Source organism: Paenibacillus amylolyticus (assembly GCF_036894225.1).
Taxonomy (GTDB): domain Bacteria; phylum Bacillota; class Bacilli; order Paenibacillales; family Paenibacillaceae; genus Paenibacillus; species Paenibacillus amylolyticus.
The window spans coordinates 6,763,108-6,786,391 of record NZ_CP145892.1 but is presented as its reverse complement, the minus strand read 5'-3'; the positions used below and the strand labels follow the sequence as shown (position 1 = coordinate 6,786,391).

Genomic DNA, 23,284 nt, shown 5'->3' with positions numbered 1-23,284 from the left:
GCAAAGGCTTTTTTTTATTTTTATTAAATTCTTAAATTCATGTCGTAATACTTTCGCCCTGTTGGCAGATCGTGGAATCTGAGATGATGGGTTCACCAGAGGTTCGGGCGACAAACTTTGAACTGCTGGCCTTCAGGCTATTGCGATCCTTCCTTCTACAATCATTGGAGATCATAGGGTCGCAGCTCTCCTGAAGATTTTATTTCAGAGAGGAGGCGTCCAGGCTATCACATTCCTTCCTTCTAACCCTAACCTTCCACGTTATATAGGGATGTGGCTTTCCTGGACTCTTTTATCATGAACAATACAATCTATTTGCGCAGAGCGAATGAACTCATTATCGAATCAAACGAAGGGAAGCAACAGTTGCCTAAGACACATCTGGCGACTGCCCTCAAAAATATTGAAGCACTCGGATACACATTCTCGGATGAGTTACTGCAGGCGATGCGGCAGCTGTCCAAGGAACAATTTGAAACAGTGTATCATCAACTCGTGGCTGATCTAAGAGTCATGGTCGGCGCACATGTGAAGTACACACCGATGTATGCAGGATTCCCGATGCAGGTGATGCAAGCGGATGAGGCCGAGTTATATCTCAATGCGATTATTCATTATCTGACCAACCTGACTGTGGTCTATCCGGATCAACAATCTGTGGAGCGAATGCCTTTGCTGGAGAAGACGGACTTGAAAGTCATTGGTTTGGGAAACCAGCAAGCATTCCAGACACTCATCCGTCAGATCATTGAAGCAAAAGGTTCCATCTCGGAAACAGACAAGGCGGATATCGACACGGTATTGGAGCATGCAGACCCGGAAGACGTGGATGCGCTATTACCCGCTGAGATTCCGTTCAAAGAAAATGTGGGCTTTGTGGTCGCCTCGCTGTTGAAGCATGAAAAAGCGAACATCGACCGGATCGGTCCGTATTTCAAAACGGCAAGTGATGTCCTGCGTCTGGCTGTTGCCTGGTCCGATGGTGATGTCAGCCTGGCTGCGGCTTCTCCCTTCCGGAAATTCAAACGCCGCGAGAGACGCCTTTTGCTCGGATTATTGGAGCAGTGTGGCTCCATGACGGAGGATATGCTGCGATATAAGGATCGCTGGATTCGCCTTGGCGAAATTCTGCATCCTTCGGAATATAAGCTTCGGTATCCGCGATGCGAAGAAGCCTTTGATATTTTGCGTAATAATAAACCTTATTCGACCTTCAACGGAAGTGTGGAGCTTGCCTTCCAATATCGGAATGTCTGGAGTCTGATTGATCTGTTGTCACAGCGTCCAGGTGAATTTGCGAGAAGACTGGATCACTTGTTGCGGATGACCGAAGATGAAGCGTATGTACTGCTGGCATTTGGTGAGGTACTGGAGCAAGTATCTACCCCGGTGTTATTGCAGGTGAGACAGCATTTTGCCCACCGTAATGAACCGCAGGATCTGCGTGTCTTCTTCCCGAAAGGAAATGTAGCCAAAGCTTTTGCTGTTCCGAATGAGCTGCCAGAGATCGATGAAGTGACGTGTCAGGATGTCGTACAGTTGTGCGAGCAGGCACTGGTAGAACGATTCGCTAACCTTTCCCCGCTTGGGAAGACCTATGTCGATCCACAGCTTCATGATTATCTGGTACCCTTTTCCCAGAGATCGGCGAGCAAGGCTCTGCATACCATCGTTCGTGGAAGTCGTGTGCCGATGGCAGAGGGTGATACCATTCGTTTCTTCAACTGGTGGAAAGAGGGGGACGTGGATGGAAAGTCTACAGGGCGCGTGGACATTGACTTGTCTGCGGTGATGTACGATAAGGACTGGAACTATGTGGAGCATATTTCCTATACGAATCTGCGATCCTCTAACTATAAGGCTGTCCATAGCGGAGATATCGTGACTGCACCTTATGGCGCAAGTGAGTTCATTGATCTGCATATTCCATCCATCGTGGCTTATGGTGGACGATATGTGGTGGCGACACTGCTATCGTTTACCAGTCATCCGTATTGTGATCTGCCCGAATGTTTTGTGGGCTGGATGATGAGGAAGAAGCCGGGGTCTGGCGAGATTTTCGAACCGTCTACCGTAGCGAACAAAATCGATATTACCGCGGATACGCAGATTGCGATCCCTGTCATTATGGATCTGGTCGAACGCACCGTCATCTGGACAGACCTGGCGCTGACCAGATATCCGGAATACTACAATAACGTAGAGGGGAATCAGAAAGGTATCGTGCTGATGGGTAAAGCACTAACGAATTTACGCAAACCCGATCTGCACGACTTGTTCATGCTCCACGCCAAAGCTAGAGGAGAACTGGTGGATACAATAGATCAAGCGGATACAATCTATTCGGTGGATCAAGGTATTACACCCTATGATATCGAGCAGATTATGGCGGAGTATCTGGTTTGACCTGACTACTGGCGATATGTGAATATCTATGTGAATATAAAGGTTAGAAAAGAGTAGCTGATGCTGCTCTTTTTTTCTGGTTTGGGTGCAAAGAGCCTACAGAATGGTGCAGGTAATGTCGGATGCAAAGAGAATGACTTTGCTAAGCTTAAATTAACGTGGGAGGGATGATATGGATACGCTGAGGCGGTTAAATGAAGCCTTGAATCATATTGAGGAGCATCTGATGGATGTCGTGGACATGAAGGAGATTTCCCGAATTGCCTGCTGCTCGGAGTATCACTTTACACGCATGTTCTCTTTTCTTAGTGGTGTAACACTCTCGGAATATATTCGGCGTCGCCGCATGACACTTGCGGCCATGGAGTTAAGCCACAGTGACAGCAAAATCATTGATATTGCGCTAAAGTACGGGTATACATCGCCGGATTCTTTCACTAGGGCATTTCAAAGCATGCATGACACTACGCCCTCCGAAGCGCGAAACCATGCCCCATCCCTTAAAGCCTTTCCACGGATGACATTTCAACTGACCATTCAAGGAGGAAGCGAAATGAACTACCGCATTGAAGATAAAGAGGCGTTTCGAATCGTGGGTATTCGTAAAAAGGTGCCGATTGTATTCAACGGGGTTAATCCGGAGATCGCTGCAATGTACCAGAGCCTTACACCGGAATTGATTGATTCGATTAAGGGGGCATCGAACGTCCAACCTCTGGGCTTAATCAGTGCTTCAGCCCATTTCAGTGAGGGACGTATGGTGGAACAGGGAGAACTGGATCATTACATTGGTGCAGCTACGACAAAAGAGACGCCTGAAGGACTGGAACAGCTGGAAGTTCCTGCTTCGACGTGGGCTGTATTTACCGTGGTGGGTCCGTTTCCTGATACGCTTCAGGAGGTGTGGGGCCGGATTTACGCAGAGTGGTTTCCTTCATCGGACTATGAGCTGAGTAAGGGACCGGAAATGTTATGGAATGAGCACAAGGATGTTACTGTAGAGCAATATAGAAGCGAGATATGGATACCTATTCGGAAGAGATGATACTGTCTCTAGCTTGGTATCTGCGGGCGCAGCTTTTTGAAGCTGCGTTTTTTGTTTTCAGAATTTGCTATCGGATATACGTGCCGTTTTCATTGCAAATTTATGTAATATAATGGTATTATTTTATTGGAATTGTAAGAATACTTGTATGTAGAAGAGTGATTTAAAAAGGGGGTGGCGAGATCAGGTTTACATGAAGTGATGACTCTATTCTATACGCACGCAGACATATCGATATGAGACGGAAGTGTCAGTTATTATACATTATAATGTAAGCGCTTTATTAAATGAGTTCCAAGGAGGGAATTACTCATGACCAAAAGTATAGTGAGAAAGGCGCTTGGTTTGTTTTTAATCATCGTTATGATCGCAACAGCTGTTGTATACCCTGCATCTACCGGACACGCGGCAACCATTAATGTTACGGATAACGGCTCCAGAATTGAAGTAAACACCGGATCAGGATTAGTCTATGTGGTGAACAAAACCAATGGGGATATTATCTCAGCCAAAATGAACGGTACGGAGCTGAACAGCAACAGAGGATCACATATAGGCTCAGGTTTGGGCTCCTCTGCCAATGTGACGTGGAATACCTCTCCTTCAGGATCAACCGTGTTAATCACGGTATCCACAAGCACACTAACTCACTATTATGCTTCACGTGGTGGGGAGAATATCATATACATGGCCACGCATATCACGGCTCAACCTTCGATCGGGGAGCTGCGATACATTTTCCGCGGTAATGGTAGTGTGTTGACAGGTGTTCCGGCGAATTCCAATAATCGAGGTAACACAGGAGCGATTGAAAGTCAGGATGTGTTCGGGTTTGCAAATGGACAGTCGGCCTCCAAATATTATGGTAATGATCAGGCCAAAGATTTATCCGTTCGTGGAGTTACGGGGAATGGCGTCGGTGTATTTATGGCCTACGGCAATCGGGAGAAAAGCTCTGGTGGTCCATTCTTCCGCGACATCCAGTTCCAAAGTGGAACAGAGACGGAAGTATATAACTATATGAACTCGGGACATGCACAGACGGAGAATTGGCGCCTGGGTCTGCATGGGCCGTACGCTTTGATCTTTACAACGGGAGGTACGCCAAGTGTACCCGATTTCAGCTGGATGTCTGGTCTGAATCTGCAGGGTTGGGTATCCAGTCGGGGGAACGTAGTGCTTAATGGCCTCTCCGGGATGGATACGGGTTATGCATACACAATTGGGTTCGCCAATAACAATGCCCAGTATTGGGTGGGGACGTCTTCAAGTGGCGCGGCAGCCAAATACAGCATGATCCCGGGCACGTACACTATGACAGCTTATAAGGGAGAACTAGCCGTATATACGGAAACGGTTAATGTCACGGCAGGGCAAACGACGACTCTGAATACACGTACGATCAACAATGACCCAAGTAAAGCCTCTAACATCTGGCGAATCGGCAACTGGGATGGTACACCACGGGAGTTGCTGAATGGACAGACGATTCCGATCCGTCACCCTTCCGATAGTCGCAACCCAAGCTGGGGACCTGTCACCTATGCTACCGGTAGCGCGACCAATCGATTCCCGGCAATCCAGTTCCGTGGTCAGAATTCTCCAACCACAATAACGTTTAATTTGAATGCATCTCAAGCGGCATCTTCTCATACGCTCAACATCGGTATTACGGCAGCTTACAATAATGGCAGACCGAGTGTAACGGTTAATGGACATGCTTTAACCAATCCTGCTGCATCTTCACAACCCAATTCTCGTAGCTTCACCATTGGTACGTATCGTGGGAACAACACAACCTTTAGCTGGAATGTTCCAGCATCCTACTTCGTGAATGGTTCTAATACCATCACGATTACGCCAATCAGCGGTTCAAGTGACTTGGGTAACTGGTTAAGTGCAGGCTGGGTCTACGATTGTGTTGAATTGCTGAATTGAATGAAGAATGCAATATAGTGGAAGGAATATAGGAGGTAGCCTGTCTGGTTTTCTTAACCAGGTTCAGGTTACCTCTTTTAGCTTTGTCATCGGAAATGAAAAGATATCGCTTCGTGATATCCCTAAGGATCTTGCTTTGCTGGAGATGGTGATCCGGATAGTGGTATAATTTTCAATACGTAATCATGAGTGAATGAACGGGGAGGAAAAGAGAATGAGAGACGATCTGTTGGTTCAATTGCAAGAGTGGCATGAAGAAGATGAATTTCAGGAAATTGTAGATGCAATTCAAGCCATTCCTGTGGAAGAAAGAGATTATGAGCTGGTTAACCATTTGGGACGAGCGCTGAATAACTTGGAACAGTATGAAGAAGCGGTTGAACAATTCCTGACGGTTGCTAAAGAGGGCACAGGTGACCCACTCTGGCATTATCGGATTGGACTGGCTTATTATTATCTGGAGCAATATGCGCATGCGCTGCAGGCGTTTGAAAGAGCGGATGAATTGGACCCTGAGGATGAAGATACGCTGGAGTTTCTGGGATGGATTCGAAGCAAAATGGAGGAGCCGTCCGAATCTGAACCTGAAGTTGAAACGGATCCAGAGGCTGTTGGAGAATTCCATGTACCCGTTGACGTTGTAGCGACCTTTGAAGCGATTCCCAGACCGGAATCCGGCGAATTCTGGAACGATAGTGAGCAGGCACTGGAGCACTATGTGTCCAATCCGCCAAGTGATGGTCTCATTGAGTCTGTGGAGGAGCAATTGGTGTTCCGACTTCCGGCTTCCTACATTGAGATGATGAAGCTACATAACGGTGGTATTCCGTACAATCGTTATTTCCCTGTGGCGAACACAGATACGGGAGCTACGGATTATGTTGAAATTGAAGGTATACTGGGCATTGGCCGTGAGAAGCCTCGCACACTAGCGGGTATTCAAGGCAGCTGGAATTTGATTGAACGTGAAGGTTATCCGGAGATTGGTGTCGTCATCGCGGTATCTCCTTCGGAGTCGGGGGTTGTCATGCTCGATTATCGTTCATTCGGTAATGATGGAGAACCTGAGGTCGTTTATGTGAAGAGGGAGAATCCCAAAGAGATCATTCCGCTGGCACCGAACTTTGAGACGTTTATCCAAGGGCTGATGACTCCAGAAGTCTAAAAAATCGACAGGGATTCTTTAAACTGTTGTGTGGAAGGGAGACAGAAGGTGATATGGAGGAACCGATCAAGGTATATAACACCGCAGTGGAAGCTTTTCTTGAAGTAATCGGGGGGAAGTGGAAGCCTGTTATTCTATTCCATCTTACCTTTGGCAAGAAACGTAATGGTGAGCTGATGAAACTGATCCCTGCGATCACTCAGAAAGTGTTGACGCAGCAACTTGGTGAATTAACGGAGGCGGGAGTTATTGTCCGTATTTCCCATCACCAGGTCCCACCTAAAGTGGAATATGAGTTAACAGCGTATGGATGGAGTCTTAAAGAGATTCTTCATCTGATGTGTAGGTGGGGCGATATACACGTGGAGAATGTATATGGTGATCGAGGAAAAATTCTGTTTAAGCCGCCAACGACTACTGACCGTTGAGGGACTTATATTAGCCGATTCTGGAATTCAGGAATCGGCTTATTTTGCATTTTATTTACTTTACGGAAGGATCTTGCGATCACGTAGATTTCTGAAAATATCCATAAACATAGTATCAGTGTCAATGAAATCATGGAATCCGAAGCGGCGAGCTTTGGAACCATCTGCGAAGAAATCGTAATCCCACGAGAAGACAAAATCACCAAATGCCCAGGAAGAGACATCATCATAAGGGGTGTTTATCAAACCATACTTTTCAATCATTGAATTCCAAAGATTTTCTTTATCTGCCATCACTGTTGCAAGTGAAAGGGGCAGTGGAGGTGCTGGTTCCAATTCGAAAAACGCAGCGATTTTGGGCCATAGCTCATTCCAGCGAAACAGATCACCATTGGTGATATTAAATGCCTGATTGGCACATTGCGGATCGGTTGCTGCCCATACGGTTGCATGAGCCAGCAATGTTGCATCAGTCATTTCAAGAAGCGAATGATACGCTCCTGGTTTCCCAGGGAATCGAAGTGGCAAGCCAAGCTCCTTGGAGATAGCCGCATACACGCCAATAACCATGGCAAGATTCATTGGATTGCCCAGGGCGAATCCACATACCACAGACGGGCGAAGGGCTGACCAGGTCCAGCTGCTTCCGGGTTGCCGATCTTCGAGAAACTGTTGCTGATCGACATTAAATTCAGGGGGCATATGATATGCGTCCGTTTCTTTGGCAGGTGTTTTGAAAGGACCCAGATGTGCGCCGTACACTTTATAACCTTGCATTAGGCTAATATGTTGGAGATTTGGAGCGATCGGTTCGATGGTATTCACCACATTGACGAGCATCGCCAGGTTGGGCTGTACCAATTCGGCCCAAGTTGGGCGATCCTGATACGCGGCGTAGAAAATATGCGTAACCGTCGTTAAATGACTCAGTTTGTCTTGTGTGTCTGCTTCGTTCAGTAAATCAGCTGATATATAACGTAACCTAGGGGCATCTTCCCCTCCGCGGCGAGATACACCAATCACATTCCATTGCGGAAGTGTCATCAGATAATCAATAAGGTTTCTTCCAATGACGCCTCCAGCACCAATGACAAGTGCGGTGTAACGGGTAACGGATTGTTCGGGTTTCAATGGACATGCTCCTCTCTTCTTCTGTTCATATTGTGGGTCAGAAAAAGAAGGATGAGAAGTACGCACCTCAAAGTCATATACGTACTTTGAAGTAATATATGAGCCTGGAGCAGGATATGAGCGTTATAATTGGCACTTCAAAGGAGGTTAATTACCTATAACCACAAGAAGCTGTAAAAGGAACAATCGTCCTTTCACAGCTTCGGTGTGTCTGTATATTCGTTCCATAGATCTGTTGTAGATATCGTTTACGCCGGGAACCCGCCACCTGGAGGCGGCCATGCGCCGTAGAAGCGACGCAGCAGAACAATCTCCCCTAGATGGTACGAGTTATGGGAGGCGATATTGCGCAGAAGTCCTGCTTTAGTTTCACCCGGGAAATAGAGCAGTGGATCATCTAATTGTGCAGTTTCTGCAATGGCTACGGCTTGATCAACTCCATCCAAGAATGCCTGAATATCTGCCTTCCACGTCGCTTCGTCCTGTGGACCCTTCTCTTCAGGCCAGCTTTCACTCACGTTAGCAGGGAGCTGTGGCTTGCGTCCTTCCAAGTGTTCGAGCATGAATTGTTGCCAATAATGCATGTGCTTCACCAACTGATAGATCGTATATGGCATGGCATCGTGCGTACGAGCAGCAAGTGTGACATCGATATCGGGTAGAGCACGGGCGATGCGGATATGACCGCGTTCCCCCACTAATGATTTGACAAGGGCTTGCCCAAAGCTTTGATTAACATCTGACATATGGTACCTTCCTCTCTTCCAAGACCGGATCTGATAACCTGTCTTCTATTTAGTATTATACAATTAAATTGCTAAAAATTAAAAATGGATAACGAAGAACGCTAAATACTTAAAATGCCTATGATATAATAGTGAAAATAAATCTCAAGACCTCAGGGTCGAGGAGGAAGCTCCTGTGAAAGTGATATTGGTTGACGACGAACGTCTAGCGTTGATAGGCCTTCAAAAATCACTAGAAAAAGAAGTAAGCGGCATTGAAATTATCGCTACATATATGAATCCAACAGAGGCTGTGGCGGGTATTGTGGAGTACCGTCCTGATGTTGTATTTCTGGATATTCATATGCCGGAGATGGATGGTATGGATCTGGGAAGACAGATTCAGGCGGCAACACCGGGCACCGAAATTATATTTGTGACCAGTTACGATCAATATGCGGTGCATGCTTTCGAATTACAGGCTTTGGACTATGTGATGAAGCCCATCCAAAAGGATCGATTGAAGCAGACGGTGAGCCGCGTAAGAGAGAAACTGAGCGTAAAACGGGAGCAGCGGTCAAAGGATACAAACGTACCTTTAATTTGCTGTTTTAATCAGATTCAGTTTAAGCTTCCAGGCAAGGATGTTCAGGTTGCCAAATGGCGTACAAGCAAGGCGCAGGAGCTGTTTGCATACTTGCTTCACCACCGGAACCAGGTCATCCATCGCAGTGTTCTGCTGGAGCTTCTGTGGCCGGGAATGGAAGAGGAGAAGACGACACATCAACTCTACACTGCAATGTATCATGTCCGCCAAACCCTGAAAACTTGCAATATGGATATGATCACGATTCAGAGTGGACACCTGGAGGCAGGCTATCGACTCGAATTGGGTGAGGCTCAGTTGGATAGTGAGCAGTGGGAACGGGAAATCAGGCAATGGAAAGTCGTAGACGCAAGTACCGTTCATGCCTATGAGCAAGCGCTTCATCTATATAAGGGTACCTATCTTGGCAATTATGAATACATGTGGGCTGAACCTGAGCGAGAAAGATTACGCTATCTGTGGCTGTATCATATGAGACAACTAAGTCTGTATTACCAGCAGCATGGGCTGGCGGAGAAAGTGGTCGAGAGTACACAACGTATCCAGCATATGCTTCCGGATGAAGAAGAAAGTTATTTTATGCTAATGAAGTTATATGATGAAATGCACAACGATCTCGGTGTGGAGGAGCAGTATCGTCTCTTAACCACCAGAATGGAGCAAGATTTGGAGATACCGATCAGTGAGGACATTACCGAATGGTATCAGGACTGGAAGCTCGGTTTAACCAAAGTCATGAAAAAATAATTAATGAAATTACTTCAAACGAAACGTATGGACCGTTACAAATATTTGTTCATTATGCTGATCATTTTTGCATTGTTAATTGGCATGCGCTCGGTATGGTCGGAGCTATTCCACACAGTAGATGAGCATCGCGCCGTTAACGGGGTGCTTGATTTGAGAGATGTGGATCTGGATCAGTCCCCTGTCATGTACTTGAATGGGGAATGGGAACTTTACCCGGATGAGTTGCTGACCCAACAAGATATTGCGAAGAGGAATGGCGGTGCGAAGAGTGTTCAGGTCCCAGGAGACTGGGGGAGTGCACAGAATCAGAAACAAGAGGGTTCGTACGGTTACGGGACATATCGCTTGCGTATTTTGACAGATCCGCTTCAGACGCCTGTTACCTTCTGGTTCAAGGGAATTCGAAGTTCCTCCGAGATCGAGATGAATGGAGACGCGGACGGGGGCATGGGTGAGATCTCCGTGGATAGGAGTACATATATCCCCCGAAGTACTTCGTATACAGCGACCTATGATCAGGAAGGAACAACATCCATTGAGTTATTGATACGCGTGGCCAATTACGACAGCCCTTATATGGGCGGAATTAGCAAACCTGTTCGCTTTGGTTCACAGGCAGCCGTTGATTTTTCGCGTTGGTATTCCATTGGTTTTCAGATGCTCACCTTTCTGGTTCTGCTCCTCCACGGCATGTATGCCTGTATTCTTTACGCATTTAATCGACAGGAACGTTCCTTGCTGGTTGGAGCCGTATTAACTTTATCTGTTGGCATCACGGTTACGATGGGTCATGATAATATATTGATGTTATGGCTTCCAATTAATTATACTTGGGGCATTAAAATTCGATTGATCTCATTGTTGCTGCAAAATGCTTGTATCCTTCTGTTATTCCAGAGATTAACGGTGGTTCATGTACGAAAGGCATGGCTACAGTGGCATGTTGTCATGACCTTGATCTATACGGCCGTGATTGTGGTGGTGCCCATTCATATTACCTATGCCATGATCCAATACAACGTCATTAACCTATTCTTTCTTGTATCCCTGATATGGTTTCTATATATCGTCGGAACGATGATCTTCAGGAAACAGGCGGACCGGGATATTGTTTTTCTGCTGCTTACTGCAGGAGGCATTACATCCAACCTGATATGGAGTGTGGCCGAGACAGCCAGAGATGTGACAACAGTCTATTATCCCATCGACATCATCTTTGCCATTACCGGCTTCTCCGCCTATTGGTTCAAGAAATATTTCAGGAATGTCAGGGAGAATATGAAGCTGAACACAGAACTGCAGAAGGGCGACAAAATTAAAGATCAATTCTTGGCGAATACATCACATGAACTGCGGACCCCGCTGCACGGGATCATTAACATCGCTCACAACGTGATCACCCGAGAGAAAAACCGGTTGGATGAACGGAGCCTGGAGGATATGGAGTTGCTGATTACGATCGGTCGACGGATGTCACATCTCCTTGGTGATCTACTGGATGTAGTCCGGCTGAAGGAGCACCGCATTGAGTTACGTCAGGGGCCACTTTCCATACAGTCGGTTGTGCCTGGCGTTATCGCCATGCTGCAATTCATGGCAGAACGAAAACCGGTTTGCCTTCATATGGAGATTCCAGAATCGTTCCCTCAGGTCATGGCTGATGAAGAAAGGCTCGTTCAGATTTTGTATAATCTACTGCATAACGCGCTTAAACATACAGAGGAAGGAACGATATCCGTAAGTGCCGAAATTCGTGAAGGACATGCTCTGATTCATGTGACGGATACAGGCATTGGCATGGATGAGGATACACGGATGCGTATTTTCCTCCCGTATGAACAAGGGTCGTATGGAATCAGTGATGGACAAGGCATCGGGCTTGGACTGAACATCTGCAAAGAGCTCGTAGAACTGCACGGCGGGGCACTTACGGTTCACTCGGAACTCGGAAAGGGCTCGGTATTCAGCTTCGATCTACCACTCGCGGATGAAGCCGCCGATCAGGCTCAGTCACAACTTCCCCTGATATGGGAACAGGCCGCTGAGATGATGGAAGATGCACCTAGCGGATTCCTGTTACCCCGCCAAGGTATGGGGGACGCGGAAGCCTTGGCGACAGCAGAGATGGCCCCGTTGTTAAAAGAGGGGAGAGCTACCATTCTGGCTGTGGATGATGATCCGGTGAATCTGGATGTGTTGGTCAGCATTCTTTCGACGGAACCATATGATATAACTACAGCGGGTTCGGGTCAGGAAGCTATGGAATTGCTCGGGACACGTCAGTGGGATCTGCTCATTACAGATGTGATGATGCCCAATATGTCCGGATATGAGTTAACCCAGAAGGTGAGGGAACAATTCTCGATGTCGGAGCTTCCTGTGCTGCTGTTGACGGCACGAAGTCAGCCGCCAGATATCTACACGGGGTTTGCATCGGGGGCCAATGATTATGTCACGAAGCCTGTAGATGCGGTGGAACTGAAATATCGGATACGTGCATTGACCATGCTAAATCAGTCTATCCAAGAGCGCCTGCGCATGGAGGCCGCTTATTTACAGGCTCAGATTCAGCCTCACTTCCTGTTTAATACGTTGAATTCACTTATGGTCTTAAGTGATATTGATACAGAGCATATGCGGAAGCTTGGCGATGCTTTTTCATCCTATTTACGGATCAGCTTCAACTATCTCAACACAGGGGAACTGGTGAAATTATCATATGAGCTGGAACTTGTTGAAGCCTATCTTTTTATTGAAAAAACACGATTTGAAGATCGATTGTCGGTGGTATTAAACGTAGAGCCGGACCTTCCGTTGCTTCTCCCGCCGCTATCCATTCAGCCTTTGATTGAAAATGCCGTCAGACACGGACTATTAAGCCGCAATGTAGGCGGTACGTTATGCCTATCCATCACTCGCCATGAGGGTTATACCCGTATTGAGGTGAAGGATAATGGCAAAGGCATGGAACCCGAGAAGGTTGCTGAGCTACTGCGTGCTACACTGGGTGGAAAAGGCGGAATAGGCATTGCAAATACGAACCGTAGGTTGCTACAACGTTATGGTCAGGGATTATCGATTGTAAGTGAGCTGGGTGAGGGAACGATGGTATCATTTGATATTCCGGATGAGATATAAGGAAAAGGCCGCAGAAGTGAAAACTTCCGGCCTTTTTGTTCTGCTTGCGTGTTCATTCCCTAATTTTAATTATTTCTAATGCTTCTTTCATATGTTAGTATATTTAACATTAGAAGCGCGGATTCCGACATTGGGCGCTGAACGTTGTTATAGTGGGTGAAAAGATCGATGCGCAATTGGGTCAAAAATGAGAATGTGCAGATGACGGCCATTGCCTTTACCACTGCGGTAGGGGCGCAATTCAAGATAAATCCGTTCCGGGAAGATTACTTCAGAATCGGGCTGGGGGTTAGCATCCTTTTATTTCTGCTGATGATCATGCCACACCTGTCTTATGTGAAGACAGGAATCCTGACAGGCATCGCGAATTTGCTGTTCCAGTCGGTAGATCTAATCAATCATGTACAGACCGTCTCCATACTGGAAAGCATGCGGGACAACCTGGGGGCAGGTGTGTATTATGTGGTCTTTGCCTATGGGCTTAGCAAATTCAAGCATCGATTCCATGAGATGCAGCCTCTTCTGCTTGGCGGGTTAATCACATGTATCGATTTCTCCTCTAATCTTGTTGAGCTGCTTTTTCGCGGAATGTTAAGCGGGACCAATATCTTTTATATGAAGGAATGGTTGTATCTGCTTGTGGTAGGTGGTCTGCGAAGTTACTTTGTGATTGGGCTATATAACAGCATTGCGGTGAGGCAGATGCGGCTTTTGCATGCAGAGCAGGAGAAGCGGATGGAGCAGATGCTGAGTGTGAACTCGGGTCTGTATGGCGAGGTCTTTTACCTGAAGAAAGCGATGAATACGATCGAAGGCATTACAGCTGACAGCTATGATCTATATCGCGATCTCCGGGAGCAGGACATGAACCAATACAGTCAGCGCACCCTGGGCATTGCTCAGCAGATTCATGAAGTGAAGAAGGATTCACAACGTATTCTGGCGGGTCTGCTGAAGCTGTATGATAATGAAAAAGCAGTCAACATGAGCCTGTCTGAAGTGCTGAACTTTGCCAGTAAAGCAAACCGAAAATATAGCGAAATGCTGCATAAGCAGGTCGAGATCGACATTGAGCAACAGTATGATTGTGAGTCTCCGTATTACATTCCTCTTCTCACGGTAATGAATAACCTGATTGCCAATGCGGTAGAGGCGATTGAGCATGATGGGACGATTCGAATTCGTATATATGAGCAGGAAGAAAACGTGCATTTCGTTGTGATGGATTCTGGAAAAGGCGTACCCGAAGCCAAATGGGATGTCATCTTTGAACCGGGGTACACAACGAAGTTCAATGAAGTTGGCATTGCCGCGACAGGCATTGGCCTGTCCCATGTACGTGATATCGTTCAGTCGTTGACGGGACAGATCACAGTGGAATCGGCGCCTCTGGGAGCGAGAGGGACTACATTTCGTATAGCTATTCCCAAGATGAATTTAATAAAGGGGGCCGATGTCGATGACACTTTCTATCATGATCGTGGATGATGATGTGGTGAGTCGGAGCATGCTGCATGATATCATTGAATCCTGTGGAATCGGCGAGCTTGCGGGTATGGCTGAGGGCGGCATAGAAGGAGCACGGATGATCATGGATCTTCGTCCCGATGTGGTGCTGATTGATCTGCTGATGCCGGATCAGGACGGAATTGAGACGGTAGCGAAGCTGAAGCACGGCGGTTATACCGGGAAATTCATCATGATCTCTCAGGTGGAGAACAAGGAGATGGTGGGGGCGGCCTACCAGAACGGCATTGAATTCTTCATTCATAAACCGATTAATCGGGTGGAAGTGGAGCATGTGCTCAGCAAAGTGAATGACCAGTGGAAGTATGAACGTTACGTGCTGGAGATCAAGCAGTCGATGGCCCGACTGAATCTGGTGGAAGCGCCGGCCCCTGCTCAAGGTCGTACGGTGCGAGATGCGGCAAGAAGCATTCTAATGGATCTGGGGATTATCGGAGAAAGTGGTAGCAAGGACATCATTGCGCTCATGGAGTATGCGATTGATCAGAAGCAGGTCGCGGAGTGGCCGCCGCTGAAGGAGTCCTATGAAGCGGTTGCCCAGACTTATAAGTCTACGCCCAAAGACGTGGAGAAAGAGAGCAAGGCGATGGAACAACGCATTCGCAGAACGGTAATTGGCGCGTTAACGAACATGGCCTCGATTGGACTCACCGATTATAGCAACCACAAGTTTGAGCACTATGCTCCCCTGTACTTCGACTTCCAGGATGTTCGAATGAAGATGAGAGCCATGGAAGAAGATCAGGCAGGCGACAAAGGCAAGGTTAATATCAAAAAGTTCCTGCATGTGTTCTACATGGAGACGCTTGAAAAGATGAATAACTAAATAATTATAGTAACTGAGATATGTTAACTCTTAACCAAAAGCCGAATTCCAGAGGAGGAGAAAGTGAAATGAACATAACCATTGATCAGCAAGGAAATTCCAAGGTCGCCATCATTGAAAGTGATGGCATCGTCATCAATAATGCTCAAGATGCACTGGATTTGATGGCTTCGGTAAGGTATACCGATGATGCTGATAAACTCATTATCGACAAATCGAACATCACGGAAGAGTTCTTCGAACTAAAAACCAAGCTTGCAGGCGAGATTTTGCAGAAATACGTGAACTATCATGTTAAGCTTGCTATTGTGGGAGATTTCGAAGGGCATAACAGCAAGAGCCTGAGAGATTTCATCTATGAGTGTAACAATGGCAAGCATGTTTTCTTTTTGAAAAACAAAGAGGAAGCGCTTCAAAAGTTGCATAATATCAGTTAAGCGTACATCCGAGGCATGTAGAGAGCCTGCTTATAATCTGAGCCAAACGTAGGAGGTCTGCACCGTGATATCTAATGAGAATTTAAAGGTATATGCTCTGCCTGAGATCGGAAATCTTAAAGTGCATGGCAGAACAACTGGAGAGCGATCGCCGTTGACGTTATTTTGGACGGGGAGTGCAGTTGAACTCAATGTACAGGGATCCGAACTATGGGTTGAAGTAGAGTCGCAGTATGACATGTATGAGTCATGGATCAGCATTCTGATCAACGGTGTTCCGGTGAGCAGACAGATGTTAACGGCGGGAAGGTACTGGGTCTGTGTATTCCGAGGTATGAACGCGAGTGTGGTGAAGAATGTACGGATCGTCAAAGATGTTCAAGCGATGAGTGGTGACCCGGGTTGTGCCTTGCAGATTCATGCGTTGAAATCCGATGGAGCGTTCCTGCCTGTGCAGGAAAAACCGTACAAGATCGAGTTCATTGGTGACAGTATTACATCTGGCGAAGGTGCGATTGGAGCGAAAGCGGAGGAAGATTGGATTCCGATGTGGTTCAGCGCCATACATAATTATACGTTTATGACAGCAGAGGCATTGAATGCGGAGTATCGGGTCATCTCGCAAAGTGGCTGGGGTGTGCTGACAAGTTGGGATAACAATCCAAAAGGGAACATCCCCGAGTATTACGAAAAGGTCTGTGGCTTGCTTACTGGTGAACGTAACGATGCGCTAGGCGCAGGAGATCAGCATGATTTTAGTTCCTGGCAGCCGGATGTGGTAGTCGTGAACCTGGGCAGCAATGATGGGGGTGCATTTCAGTCACCGGAGTGGAAAGATCCCGACACGGGCAAGGTGTACAAGCAGCGGCTGAACGAAGACGGTACGTATCATGAAGAGGATCTGACCGCTTTTGAGAAAGCAGTGGAGCAGTTCCTGTTCAAACTTCGAAAAAACAATCCGGCAGCACAACTCGTTTGGGCATATGGCATGCTTGGTTTTCCCATGATGCCTGCCATCTACCGTGCGGTTGATGCGTATACAAAGGGGACAGGAGACCGCAAGGTCTCAATCATCCAGCTTCCTGATACAACCGAAGAGACGGTAGGTGCGCGCACCCATCCAGGCGAGTTATCTCACCGTAGGACGGCAGAGGTGTTAGCGGAATATGTACGAGGAATGATAGGATAACTTGATACTTGATACTTGATACTTGATACATGGTAATGGAAAGACCACTCTTTCATGAACGGGTACCCCAATGGTTAGATGGTGTCTAACTTTATGGTGTCCATTTATCACAAGAATGGTCTTTCCCTTTTCTACTTATCTAGACATTCGAAGGTGTATCCGCTGTGCCGCTGTTCTGTACCTCATAACGAATCGAAATGATCTGTCCAAGTGTCTGGGTTCGGACCATTTTGAATTGACTTGGCACAGTGCCTGTCGGGAATAAGGGGATGCCTTCGCCAAGAATCTTGGGAATGATGGCGACTTCAATCTCGTCCAGTAATTTTTTTGCTAACACAGCTTGAACCAATATGCCGCCACCCACAATCCATACATCTCCATCAGAAGTTTGTTTTAACCGGGGAATGAGCGTATCTACCTCCTCGGTTGTAAACTGTACATGCGGAGCGGGCGGCTGTTCCGAGCGGGAAAGCACATACGTTGGGCGATCCGCATAGGGAAATTCTTCGGAAAGTGTGAGCACCTCTTCATACGTATAACGTCCCATAACAACGCTACCGATCGTTTCATAAAAGGCAGCATACCCGTTGTCTCCACCATCACCCTCCACATCAAATAACCAATCGACCGAACCGTCCAGTCTTGCGATATATCCATCCAAACTCATAGCAATGTACAAAATTGTTTTGTTATCAGACATGTTCATCGCTCCCTTCTAAAATGTATGATACACTTTAACTATGACAAAAGTTGACGTAGTTAGGATGTTGAATAAATGAATCATCGGAAATTGGCGATCATGCGCCTGATGGATTCCAGACAAAAGTTCACTGCCCGGGAATTGGCAGAACGGTTCGACGTATCGATTCGTACGATCCAGCGAGATCTGGATGCATTGCAGGCGCTGGGTTTCCCTTTGTACACAGAAGTTGGCGTGAACGGAGGATACCGGGTGTTGCCCAATCGGATTTTGCCACCCCTTCAACTGACACAGCAGGAGGCATTAGGGCTGTTTATGATGCTGGAATATCTACAGCAAGTACCGGATTTTCCTTATGGATCCATGCGTGAACATCTGGCTGAGCAGTATTTCTCTACTTTGCCCGAAGATGTACAGGATCTGATTATGCGAATGAGAGAGCATATCACCTTTGTCCAGCATCCTGGTGGGCATTCCGAGCCTTTAACAACAGCGATATTGGGTGCAGCGGTAGAAAAGAGAGAAATCGAATTTATGTATCATGCCCGCAATGGGCGTAAAAAAGTCCAGGTCTTTCCCTATGGTATCTACTATGAACAGGGACATTGGTACATGCCAGCCCGAAATAAGGACCGCGTATTATTGTATCGGGTGGATCGCATGCAGCAATTGACGGTTATGGAATCAGTGGATAAATCTGTTCCGAGCCTGAAGGCATGGCTAGATGCCAAAGAAGATAGAGCAAGCGTAGAAGTGGTGCTGCAATTCACGGAATTTGGAGCAAGGATTGCTGCGTCAGATGTGTTGTTCAAGTCGGTTCAAGATAACGAATGGCGCGGACTGATTCCGCCTGAAGAGTTTTCTTTTACAGCACGAAAGTTACTCTCCTATGGGCCGGAAGTGAAGGTGGTGTCTCCGCTCGAACTGCAGCAGCAGGTTAGAGGGATGCTGGAACGGAGTTTAAGCCAGTATGGTGGGGGATAAGAGCATTCAAACGCTGGATATTCGGGTATCAAGGAAGAGATAAGAAAGGTGTGTAGACAAATGAGCGAAGTTTGGACTAAAGACATCATCCCGACTGTATCCAATAAAGTAGTGATTGTGACAGGTTCGAACGGCGGGTTAGGGTATGAAACGGCATTAGCGTTAGCTGAAAAAGGCGCAAAAGTTATCCTTGCAGTTCGTAATCTGGAAAAAGGTGAAAAGGCAGCTAATAAAATAAAGTCGTCTGTGCATGTAGCTGGAGAGGTAATCGTTATGCAGCTTGACCTTAGCGATTTAGCTAGTATCCGTAAGTTCGCAGCCGCTTTTCTTGAGCAATACGATTCTTTGTCCATTCTCGTTAATAATGCAGGAATTATGAACCCTCCATTCCAGTTGACGAAAGATGGCTTTGAATTACAGTTTGGTAGTAATCATCTAGGCCATTTTGCGCTTACGGGTCTACTATTGCCTCGATTGATCTCTACTCCGAAATCGAGAGTAGTCACTGTAAGTAGTATGGCAGCTCATAATGGTGCGATTGATTTTAATAATTTAGATGGCTCCAAAGGATATAATCCCATGAAGTTCTACAGTCAAAGCAAGCTAGCCAATCTGATGTTTGCGAAAGAGCTGCAGAATAAATTTAATTCCGCCCATATTGATTCCATGAGTATCGCCGCTCATCCAGGAATTTCGCATACCAACCTATTTTCCTTCGGTTCGGGGAAACAGACCAATATATTCATGCGCAGTCTTTTGAAAATCATTAGTCAACCGGCACATATGGGGGCATTACCTACCTTATATGCTGCAGCAGATCCGACGATCACGGGAGGGGAGTATATTGCTCCCAGCGGTATGGGCGGCACTAAGGGCTATCCCAAGAGCGCTAAGATCATCGAAAAATTATATGACGCTAACATTTCAAACAAGCTATGGAGCGTATCAGAAGAATTAACAGGGGTATATTACAGATTCGACGTGTAGATTTTGCCATTAGGGAAAGTAAACCTTATTATGGTATAGACAGTTAAAAGTTCTTCAGCACGAATAAGATTAACTGAATGGGGGGCTACCATGATTCGATTCATAATAAATTTAACGACCCGCTCTATGCAGAGTCCATGTGATGAACAACGGCGGTTGTTTGCATAGAGCTTGAAATTCTTTTCCGCCATATCATTGTAGTGCATATCCAATGTGTTCATTGTACGACTCTGCTGCCTTAAAGATTTTAACTTTTAAGGAGTGGAGCAACGTGAAATATATTAATGCGGATACAATCTTCCCGGAAGAATTACTCAAAGAAATACAGCGTCATATCTCTGGTGGCTTGATCTATATTCCGAGGCCCAAGGATGCCCACAAGAAGTGGGGCGAGAATTCGGGTGGCAGAAGGATTGTCCGGGAGCGGAACGACGAGATCCGCCAGCTTTTTGCTGCCGGAACAACCATCGATCAGCTTGCGGACCAATACTGTTTATCCATCGATAGCATCAAGAAAATTGTGTATTGCAAAAAGGGATGAAACTATAAAAGCCATGTTCGAGCAATCGAATGTGGCTTTTTCCTGTAAGAATAAAGAATAGTTATTAAAGCTTTTTTACATATTCGAGGTTGTTAATTACGCGTACAATTCATTTGACGGTAGAAGGTTATGCTGTGAGAGTTCATGAATTAACTCCTTAAATCATCTGGTAAGGTTGGTGAATATGAATATAGAAGTGAAATTAACGAATAAAGACGAGGCGTATGTGATTAAAAATATGTACCCGCTATACCTTCATGATCTATCCGGACATTATGGTCTGGGTGGAGAGCATACCCCGAACGAACATGGCATTTTTGAGCCAAGTCCTGATTATATAACTTTGCAGGATCAGTATAACGTCCAGAACATATGGTGGGAAAAACCGGAGTGTCTTTATCCGTTCCTCATGATTGTGGATGGCATACCGGCAGGGTTTGCGTTCATAGCTACTCCGCCATATTGTTCACAAGGCACGAATTTCTTTGTACATGACTTCTTTCTGATGCAGCCGTTTCGAGGTGTAGGCGTTGCTGAATACGCGGCATCGACGATCTTCGGCATGTTTATAGGAAACTGGGAGTTGTTCACCAATCCATCGGAGAAAAATAAGATTGGCCAATCTTTCTGGCGAAAAACAGTGGATAATTATACTAAAGGTAACTATCGGGAGATTTACGGGCAAACGTTCGATGGTTATAAATTGATTTTTCAATTCTCCAATATATAAAAAGAGAGACCGTCTCCCTTTGCGGAAAACGATCTCTCTCTACTACCTTTTATAAACTACCGTTGAAATAGTGATACTCAGAAATCACTTCAAAACCAACACTGCGGTACAGATTCAAAGCACGTTTGTTCTCGGTAACAACGGATAAGCGAATATCTGTGTAACTTTGTTTCCTTAGGAGATCAACCAGGATGCTAAGCGCAGTGCGCCCCAGTTTCTGTCCCTGATAAGCAGGCAAGATACAGAAGTTATGAATAAATGCGGTTGTTGCATTAATGGAGTTGACCCGTACCAGCCCAACAGGCAGTTGATTCTGCCATACAATATAGGTGACTCGGCTGGGTTCATTTGTTTGCATAAAGTACTCGCGTGTCCAGTCCTCCGAATCTCCAAAGGCTTGGGAGGAGCAAGTGACCATAAACTCCATATCCTCGGCTTCTGCCAAGGACAACGTTAGTTCAGGAGGCTCCACAACCGAAAGGACCTCATTCACAAGTTGCATCGAGTACTCCGCACGATCATAAATGGCTCCGAGGGATTGGGCAGTATGAACACCCGGAGATAATCCCTGAGGAACGCGATAACTGAGTTGGTTAATCCCTTGTGGTTTCATATCCAGGATGGCTCTTTTCAGTAGGCTGCCGAACACACCTTGGCGACGAAAATCTGGGTGTACGATGGCATTAATATTCCCGGTTACGCCGTCGGATGGATACCAACTGAGGAGTCCTACCAAATCACCGTGGCGATAACAGAGGAGTGCATGGTCTCCGTCTTTTTTGCTGATATGGTCAAGGTCTGCCTTTAGATGGGCGGAATCCAGTTGTTTACATTGTTGTTCGAGCAAAATAATAGTATCAATCTGTTCCTTGGAATTATAGACCATAGGAACGATTTGATAGGTTGACATAGCTTTCACACCTTCATTGTTGAAGGAAACACGCAGTTATTGGACCCGCAGGCGCTATCCTTCGAGAGTTGGTCCAGTTGTAATTTTGATCATCATCATTATCTCCTCCAAATCACTTCCCGATGACTATAACACAATCTATGATGAAGATGACACCCAATGGATGTAATTCACTGGGTGTCTGTTCAGATGCACCTAATAACTGGACATTATATCCTATTGAAGGGATAATTGAGAGTAATACTGACGAGAAAGGGAGGGGTTAACCATGCGCAAGTTGGCATATGTGATGGGTATATTATTTCTTTCCACCGCCATGTTAATGGGATGTACACCATCTGAACCAGCGGAAAGCACTGAACCCGTCACTCCACCAGCAACGGAGCAGCCAAGTAATACGGAGGACCAGAAGGCGACTGCGGAGGAGCAGCAACAAGCGCTCGAAATGTCACTGGAGTATAAGACAACAGAACTCACTGTGGATGGCAAGGACTATGAGGATACGTTAGAGATGGAAGGGCTATTGGCCAAAGGAGACACGATGAAGCCATTCCTGACCTCCAGGAATTATGAGGCTTACATGGCTAATCGATATATTGTCTTGCCTCTTCAGGTTGCACACATCGAACAAGCGAAACTGCATCCTGAAAATATACAAACCAAGATCAAAGATAACAAGAGCGACTGGATTCTGGTGGAATACACGCTTGATCTGAAATTTACAGACAAGAACGACAAGGAGTTCAAGTCTATTCCGCTATCAGGCGATATCACCTTTTTGCAAGATCAGGGAGAATGGCGCATTCAGGATGACACGTACAACATGAAGCCCTTCACAGAAATCATCAATAATTCACTATAATGCATGAGTCATCTGTGAATCTGGCACATACAGATTGTGCTCGAATTATTCATTGCGAATAAGATCCTTCATATCAGTATGCACTTCAAAGTGTGTACTTTTTTTGTGGCGGCGCACCCAGCTAAGCGCGCGTCGTCAAAAGGGTATCATCGCGATGTTAGCTATCGACACCTGCTAGAAATTTGCAGGGTACATTCTCCTGTATTGATGATATTATTTGGATGATCAACTTACTTATTGCGCTCTTGTAGAATGGGG

At 46.2% G+C, this 23,284-nt stretch carries 20 protein-coding genes; 16 read left to right on the top strand and 4 right to left on the bottom strand.

Annotated elements, in window-relative coordinates; genetic code table 11:
- Positions 1 to 297: 297 nt before the first annotated feature.
- The 5 genes from V6668_RS29845 to V6668_RS29825 all read left to right on the top strand — a co-directional run bounded on the left by V6668_RS29845 (position 298) and on the right by V6668_RS29825 (position 6,982).
- Complete coding sequence (locus V6668_RS29845; protein WP_338707385.1) at positions 298 to 2,406, top strand: TerD family protein; 2,109 nt, start codon at positions 298 to 300, stop codon at positions 2,404 to 2,406.
- Between the two features lie 172 nt (positions 2,407 to 2,578).
- Positions 2,579 to 3,451, top strand: coding sequence for an AraC family transcriptional regulator (locus tag V6668_RS29840; protein ID WP_338707384.1), 873 nt, complete (start codon positions 2,579 to 2,581; stop codon positions 3,449 to 3,451).
- Between the two features lie 312 nt (positions 3,452 to 3,763).
- Complete coding sequence (locus V6668_RS29835; RefSeq protein WP_076252072.1) at positions 3,764 to 5,389, top strand: rhamnogalacturonan lyase B N-terminal domain-containing protein; 1,626 nt, start codon at positions 3,764 to 3,766, stop codon at positions 5,387 to 5,389.
- Between the two features lie 214 nt (positions 5,390 to 5,603).
- Positions 5,604 to 6,554, top strand: a complete 951-nt coding sequence (locus V6668_RS29830; RefSeq protein ID WP_036671802.1) for an SMI1/KNR4 family protein — start codon at positions 5,604 to 5,606, stop codon at positions 6,552 to 6,554.
- 53 nt (positions 6,555 to 6,607) lie between these two features.
- Entirely contained in the window at positions 6,608 to 6,982 is a 375-nt protein-coding gene (locus tag V6668_RS29825; RefSeq protein ID WP_036671801.1) for a winged helix-turn-helix transcriptional regulator, read from the top strand.
- Positions 6,983 to 7,042: 60 nt separating this feature from the next.
- Here the strand turns inward: V6668_RS29825 and V6668_RS29820 are convergent, their stop codons facing one another.
- On the bottom strand, positions 7,043 to 8,113 hold the full coding sequence (locus tag V6668_RS29820; protein WP_338707383.1) for an SDR family oxidoreductase: 1,071 nt from the start codon (positions 8,111 to 8,113) through the stop codon (positions 7,043 to 7,045).
- A 248-nt stretch (positions 8,114 to 8,361) separates the two neighbouring features.
- Positions 8,362 to 8,859, bottom strand: coding sequence for a DinB family protein (locus tag V6668_RS29815; protein WP_036611762.1), 498 nt, complete (start codon positions 8,857 to 8,859; stop codon positions 8,362 to 8,364).
- Positions 8,860 to 9,034: 175 nt separating this feature from the next.
- Here V6668_RS29815 and V6668_RS29810 point away from each other — a divergent pair, with 175 nt between their 5' ends.
- The 6 genes from V6668_RS29810 to V6668_RS29785 all read left to right on the top strand — a co-directional run bounded on the left by V6668_RS29810 (position 9,035) and on the right by V6668_RS29785 (position 17,312).
- Entirely contained in the window at positions 9,035 to 10,192 is a 1,158-nt protein-coding gene (locus V6668_RS29810; protein ID WP_338707382.1) for a response regulator, read from the top strand.
- 3 nt (positions 10,193 to 10,195) lie between these two features.
- Positions 10,196 to 13,333: a hybrid sensor histidine kinase/response regulator gene (locus V6668_RS29805; protein WP_338707381.1), complete on the top strand. Its 3,138-nt coding sequence runs from the start codon at positions 10,196 to 10,198 to the stop codon at positions 13,331 to 13,333.
- A gap of 168 nt (positions 13,334 to 13,501) precedes the next feature.
- Positions 13,502 to 14,821, top strand: a complete 1,320-nt coding sequence (locus V6668_RS29800; protein WP_338707380.1) for an ATP-binding protein — start codon at positions 13,502 to 13,504, stop codon at positions 14,819 to 14,821.
- On the top strand, positions 14,793 to 15,686 hold the full coding sequence (locus V6668_RS29795; RefSeq protein WP_315372110.1) for a response regulator: 894 nt from the start codon (positions 14,793 to 14,795) through the stop codon (positions 15,684 to 15,686). Before V6668_RS29800 ends, V6668_RS29795 begins: the two co-directional genes overlap by 29 nt.
- A 68-nt stretch (positions 15,687 to 15,754) precedes the next feature.
- Positions 15,755 to 16,123: a DUF4180 domain-containing protein gene (locus V6668_RS29790; RefSeq protein ID WP_100526690.1), complete on the top strand. Its 369-nt coding sequence runs from the start codon at positions 15,755 to 15,757 to the stop codon at positions 16,121 to 16,123.
- Positions 16,124 to 16,187: 64 nt separating this feature from the next.
- A complete protein-coding gene (locus tag V6668_RS29785; protein ID WP_315372109.1) occupies positions 16,188 to 17,312 on the top strand; it encodes an SGNH/GDSL hydrolase family protein in 1,125 nt (374 codons plus the stop codon).
- Between the two features lie 139 nt (positions 17,313 to 17,451).
- Here V6668_RS29785 and V6668_RS29780 read toward each other — a convergent pair whose 3' ends face one another.
- Positions 17,452 to 18,018, bottom strand: coding sequence for a dihydrofolate reductase family protein (locus tag V6668_RS29780; RefSeq protein WP_315372108.1), 567 nt, complete (start codon positions 18,016 to 18,018; stop codon positions 17,452 to 17,454).
- A 69-nt stretch (positions 18,019 to 18,087) separates the two neighbouring features.
- Between V6668_RS29780 and V6668_RS29775 the strand changes: the two genes are divergently transcribed.
- The 4 genes from V6668_RS29775 (at position 18,088) to V6668_RS29760 (ending at position 21,254) form a co-directional block, all read left to right on the top strand.
- Complete coding sequence (locus tag V6668_RS29775; RefSeq protein WP_338707379.1) at positions 18,088 to 18,996, top strand: YafY family protein; 909 nt, start codon at positions 18,088 to 18,090, stop codon at positions 18,994 to 18,996.
- 60 nt (positions 18,997 to 19,056) lie between these two features.
- The gene (locus tag V6668_RS29770; RefSeq protein WP_338707378.1) at positions 19,057 to 19,983 is read left to right on the top strand and encodes an oxidoreductase; all 927 of its coding nucleotides are present in this window, start codon (positions 19,057 to 19,059) and stop codon (positions 19,981 to 19,983) included.
- 271 nt (positions 19,984 to 20,254) lie between these two features.
- Positions 20,255 to 20,524 (top strand): CD3324 family protein, encoded by a 270-nt coding sequence (locus tag V6668_RS29765; protein ID WP_036611734.1) that lies wholly within the window; start codon positions 20,255 to 20,257, stop codon positions 20,522 to 20,524.
- Between the two features lie 196 nt (positions 20,525 to 20,720).
- Positions 20,721 to 21,254, top strand: coding sequence for a hypothetical protein (locus V6668_RS29760; protein WP_338707377.1), 534 nt, complete (start codon positions 20,721 to 20,723; stop codon positions 21,252 to 21,254).
- A gap of 49 nt (positions 21,255 to 21,303) precedes the next feature.
- Here V6668_RS29760 and V6668_RS29755 read toward each other — a convergent pair whose 3' ends face one another.
- Positions 21,304 to 22,164 carry a GNAT family N-acetyltransferase gene (locus tag V6668_RS29755; RefSeq protein WP_338707376.1) on the bottom strand — a complete coding sequence of 287 codons (861 nt, stop codon included), beginning with the start codon at positions 22,162 to 22,164 and terminating at the stop codon, positions 21,304 to 21,306.
- 268 nt (positions 22,165 to 22,432) lie between these two features.
- On the opposite strand from V6668_RS29755, the gene V6668_RS29750 reads away from it, so the two are divergent.
- Positions 22,433 to 23,026, top strand: coding sequence for a hypothetical protein (locus V6668_RS29750; RefSeq protein ID WP_338707375.1), 594 nt, complete (start codon positions 22,433 to 22,435; stop codon positions 23,024 to 23,026).
- The last annotated feature ends 258 nt before the right edge of the window (positions 23,027 to 23,284 follow it).

Excerpts from the sequence above, each read along its gene's own strand:
- V6668_RS29845 (WP_338707385.1), top strand. The coding sequence starts at position 298 with ATGAACAATACAATCTATTTGCGCAGAGCGAATGAACTCATTATCGAA.
- V6668_RS29840 (WP_338707384.1), top strand. The coding sequence starts at position 2,579 with ATGGATACGCTGAGGCGGTTAAATGAAGCCTTGAATCATATTGAGGAG.
- V6668_RS29835 (WP_076252072.1), top strand. The coding sequence starts at position 3,764 with ATGACCAAAAGTATAGTGAGAAAGGCGCTTGGTTTGTTTTTAATCATC.
- V6668_RS29830 (WP_036671802.1), top strand. The coding sequence starts at position 5,604 with ATGAGAGACGATCTGTTGGTTCAATTGCAAGAGTGGCATGAAGAAGAT.
- V6668_RS29825 (WP_036671801.1), top strand. The coding sequence starts at position 6,608 with ATGGAGGAACCGATCAAGGTATATAACACCGCAGTGGAAGCTTTTCTT.
- V6668_RS29815 (WP_036611762.1), bottom strand. The coding sequence starts at position 8,859 with ATGTCAGATGTTAATCAAAGCTTTGGGCAAGCCCTTGTCAAATCATTA.
- V6668_RS29805 (WP_338707381.1), top strand. The coding sequence starts at position 10,196 with ATGAAATTACTTCAAACGAAACGTATGGACCGTTACAAATATTTGTTC.
- V6668_RS29800 (WP_338707380.1), top strand. The coding sequence starts at position 13,502 with ATGCGCAATTGGGTCAAAAATGAGAATGTGCAGATGACGGCCATTGCC.
- V6668_RS29795 (WP_315372110.1), top strand. The coding sequence starts at position 14,793 with ATGACACTTTCTATCATGATCGTGGATGATGATGTGGTGAGTCGGAGC.
- V6668_RS29790 (WP_100526690.1), top strand. The coding sequence starts at position 15,755 with ATGAACATAACCATTGATCAGCAAGGAAATTCCAAGGTCGCCATCATT.
- V6668_RS29780 (WP_315372108.1), bottom strand. The coding sequence starts at position 18,018 with ATGAACATGTCTGATAACAAAACAATTTTGTACATTGCTATGAGTTTG.
- V6668_RS29775 (WP_338707379.1), top strand. The coding sequence starts at position 18,088 with ATGAATCATCGGAAATTGGCGATCATGCGCCTGATGGATTCCAGACAA.
- V6668_RS29770 (WP_338707378.1), top strand. The coding sequence starts at position 19,057 with ATGAGCGAAGTTTGGACTAAAGACATCATCCCGACTGTATCCAATAAA.
- V6668_RS29755 (WP_338707376.1), bottom strand. The coding sequence starts at position 22,164 with ATGTCAACCTATCAAATCGTTCCTATGGTCTATAATTCCAAGGAACAG.
- V6668_RS29750 (WP_338707375.1), top strand. The coding sequence starts at position 22,433 with ATGCGCAAGTTGGCATATGTGATGGGTATATTATTTCTTTCCACCGCC.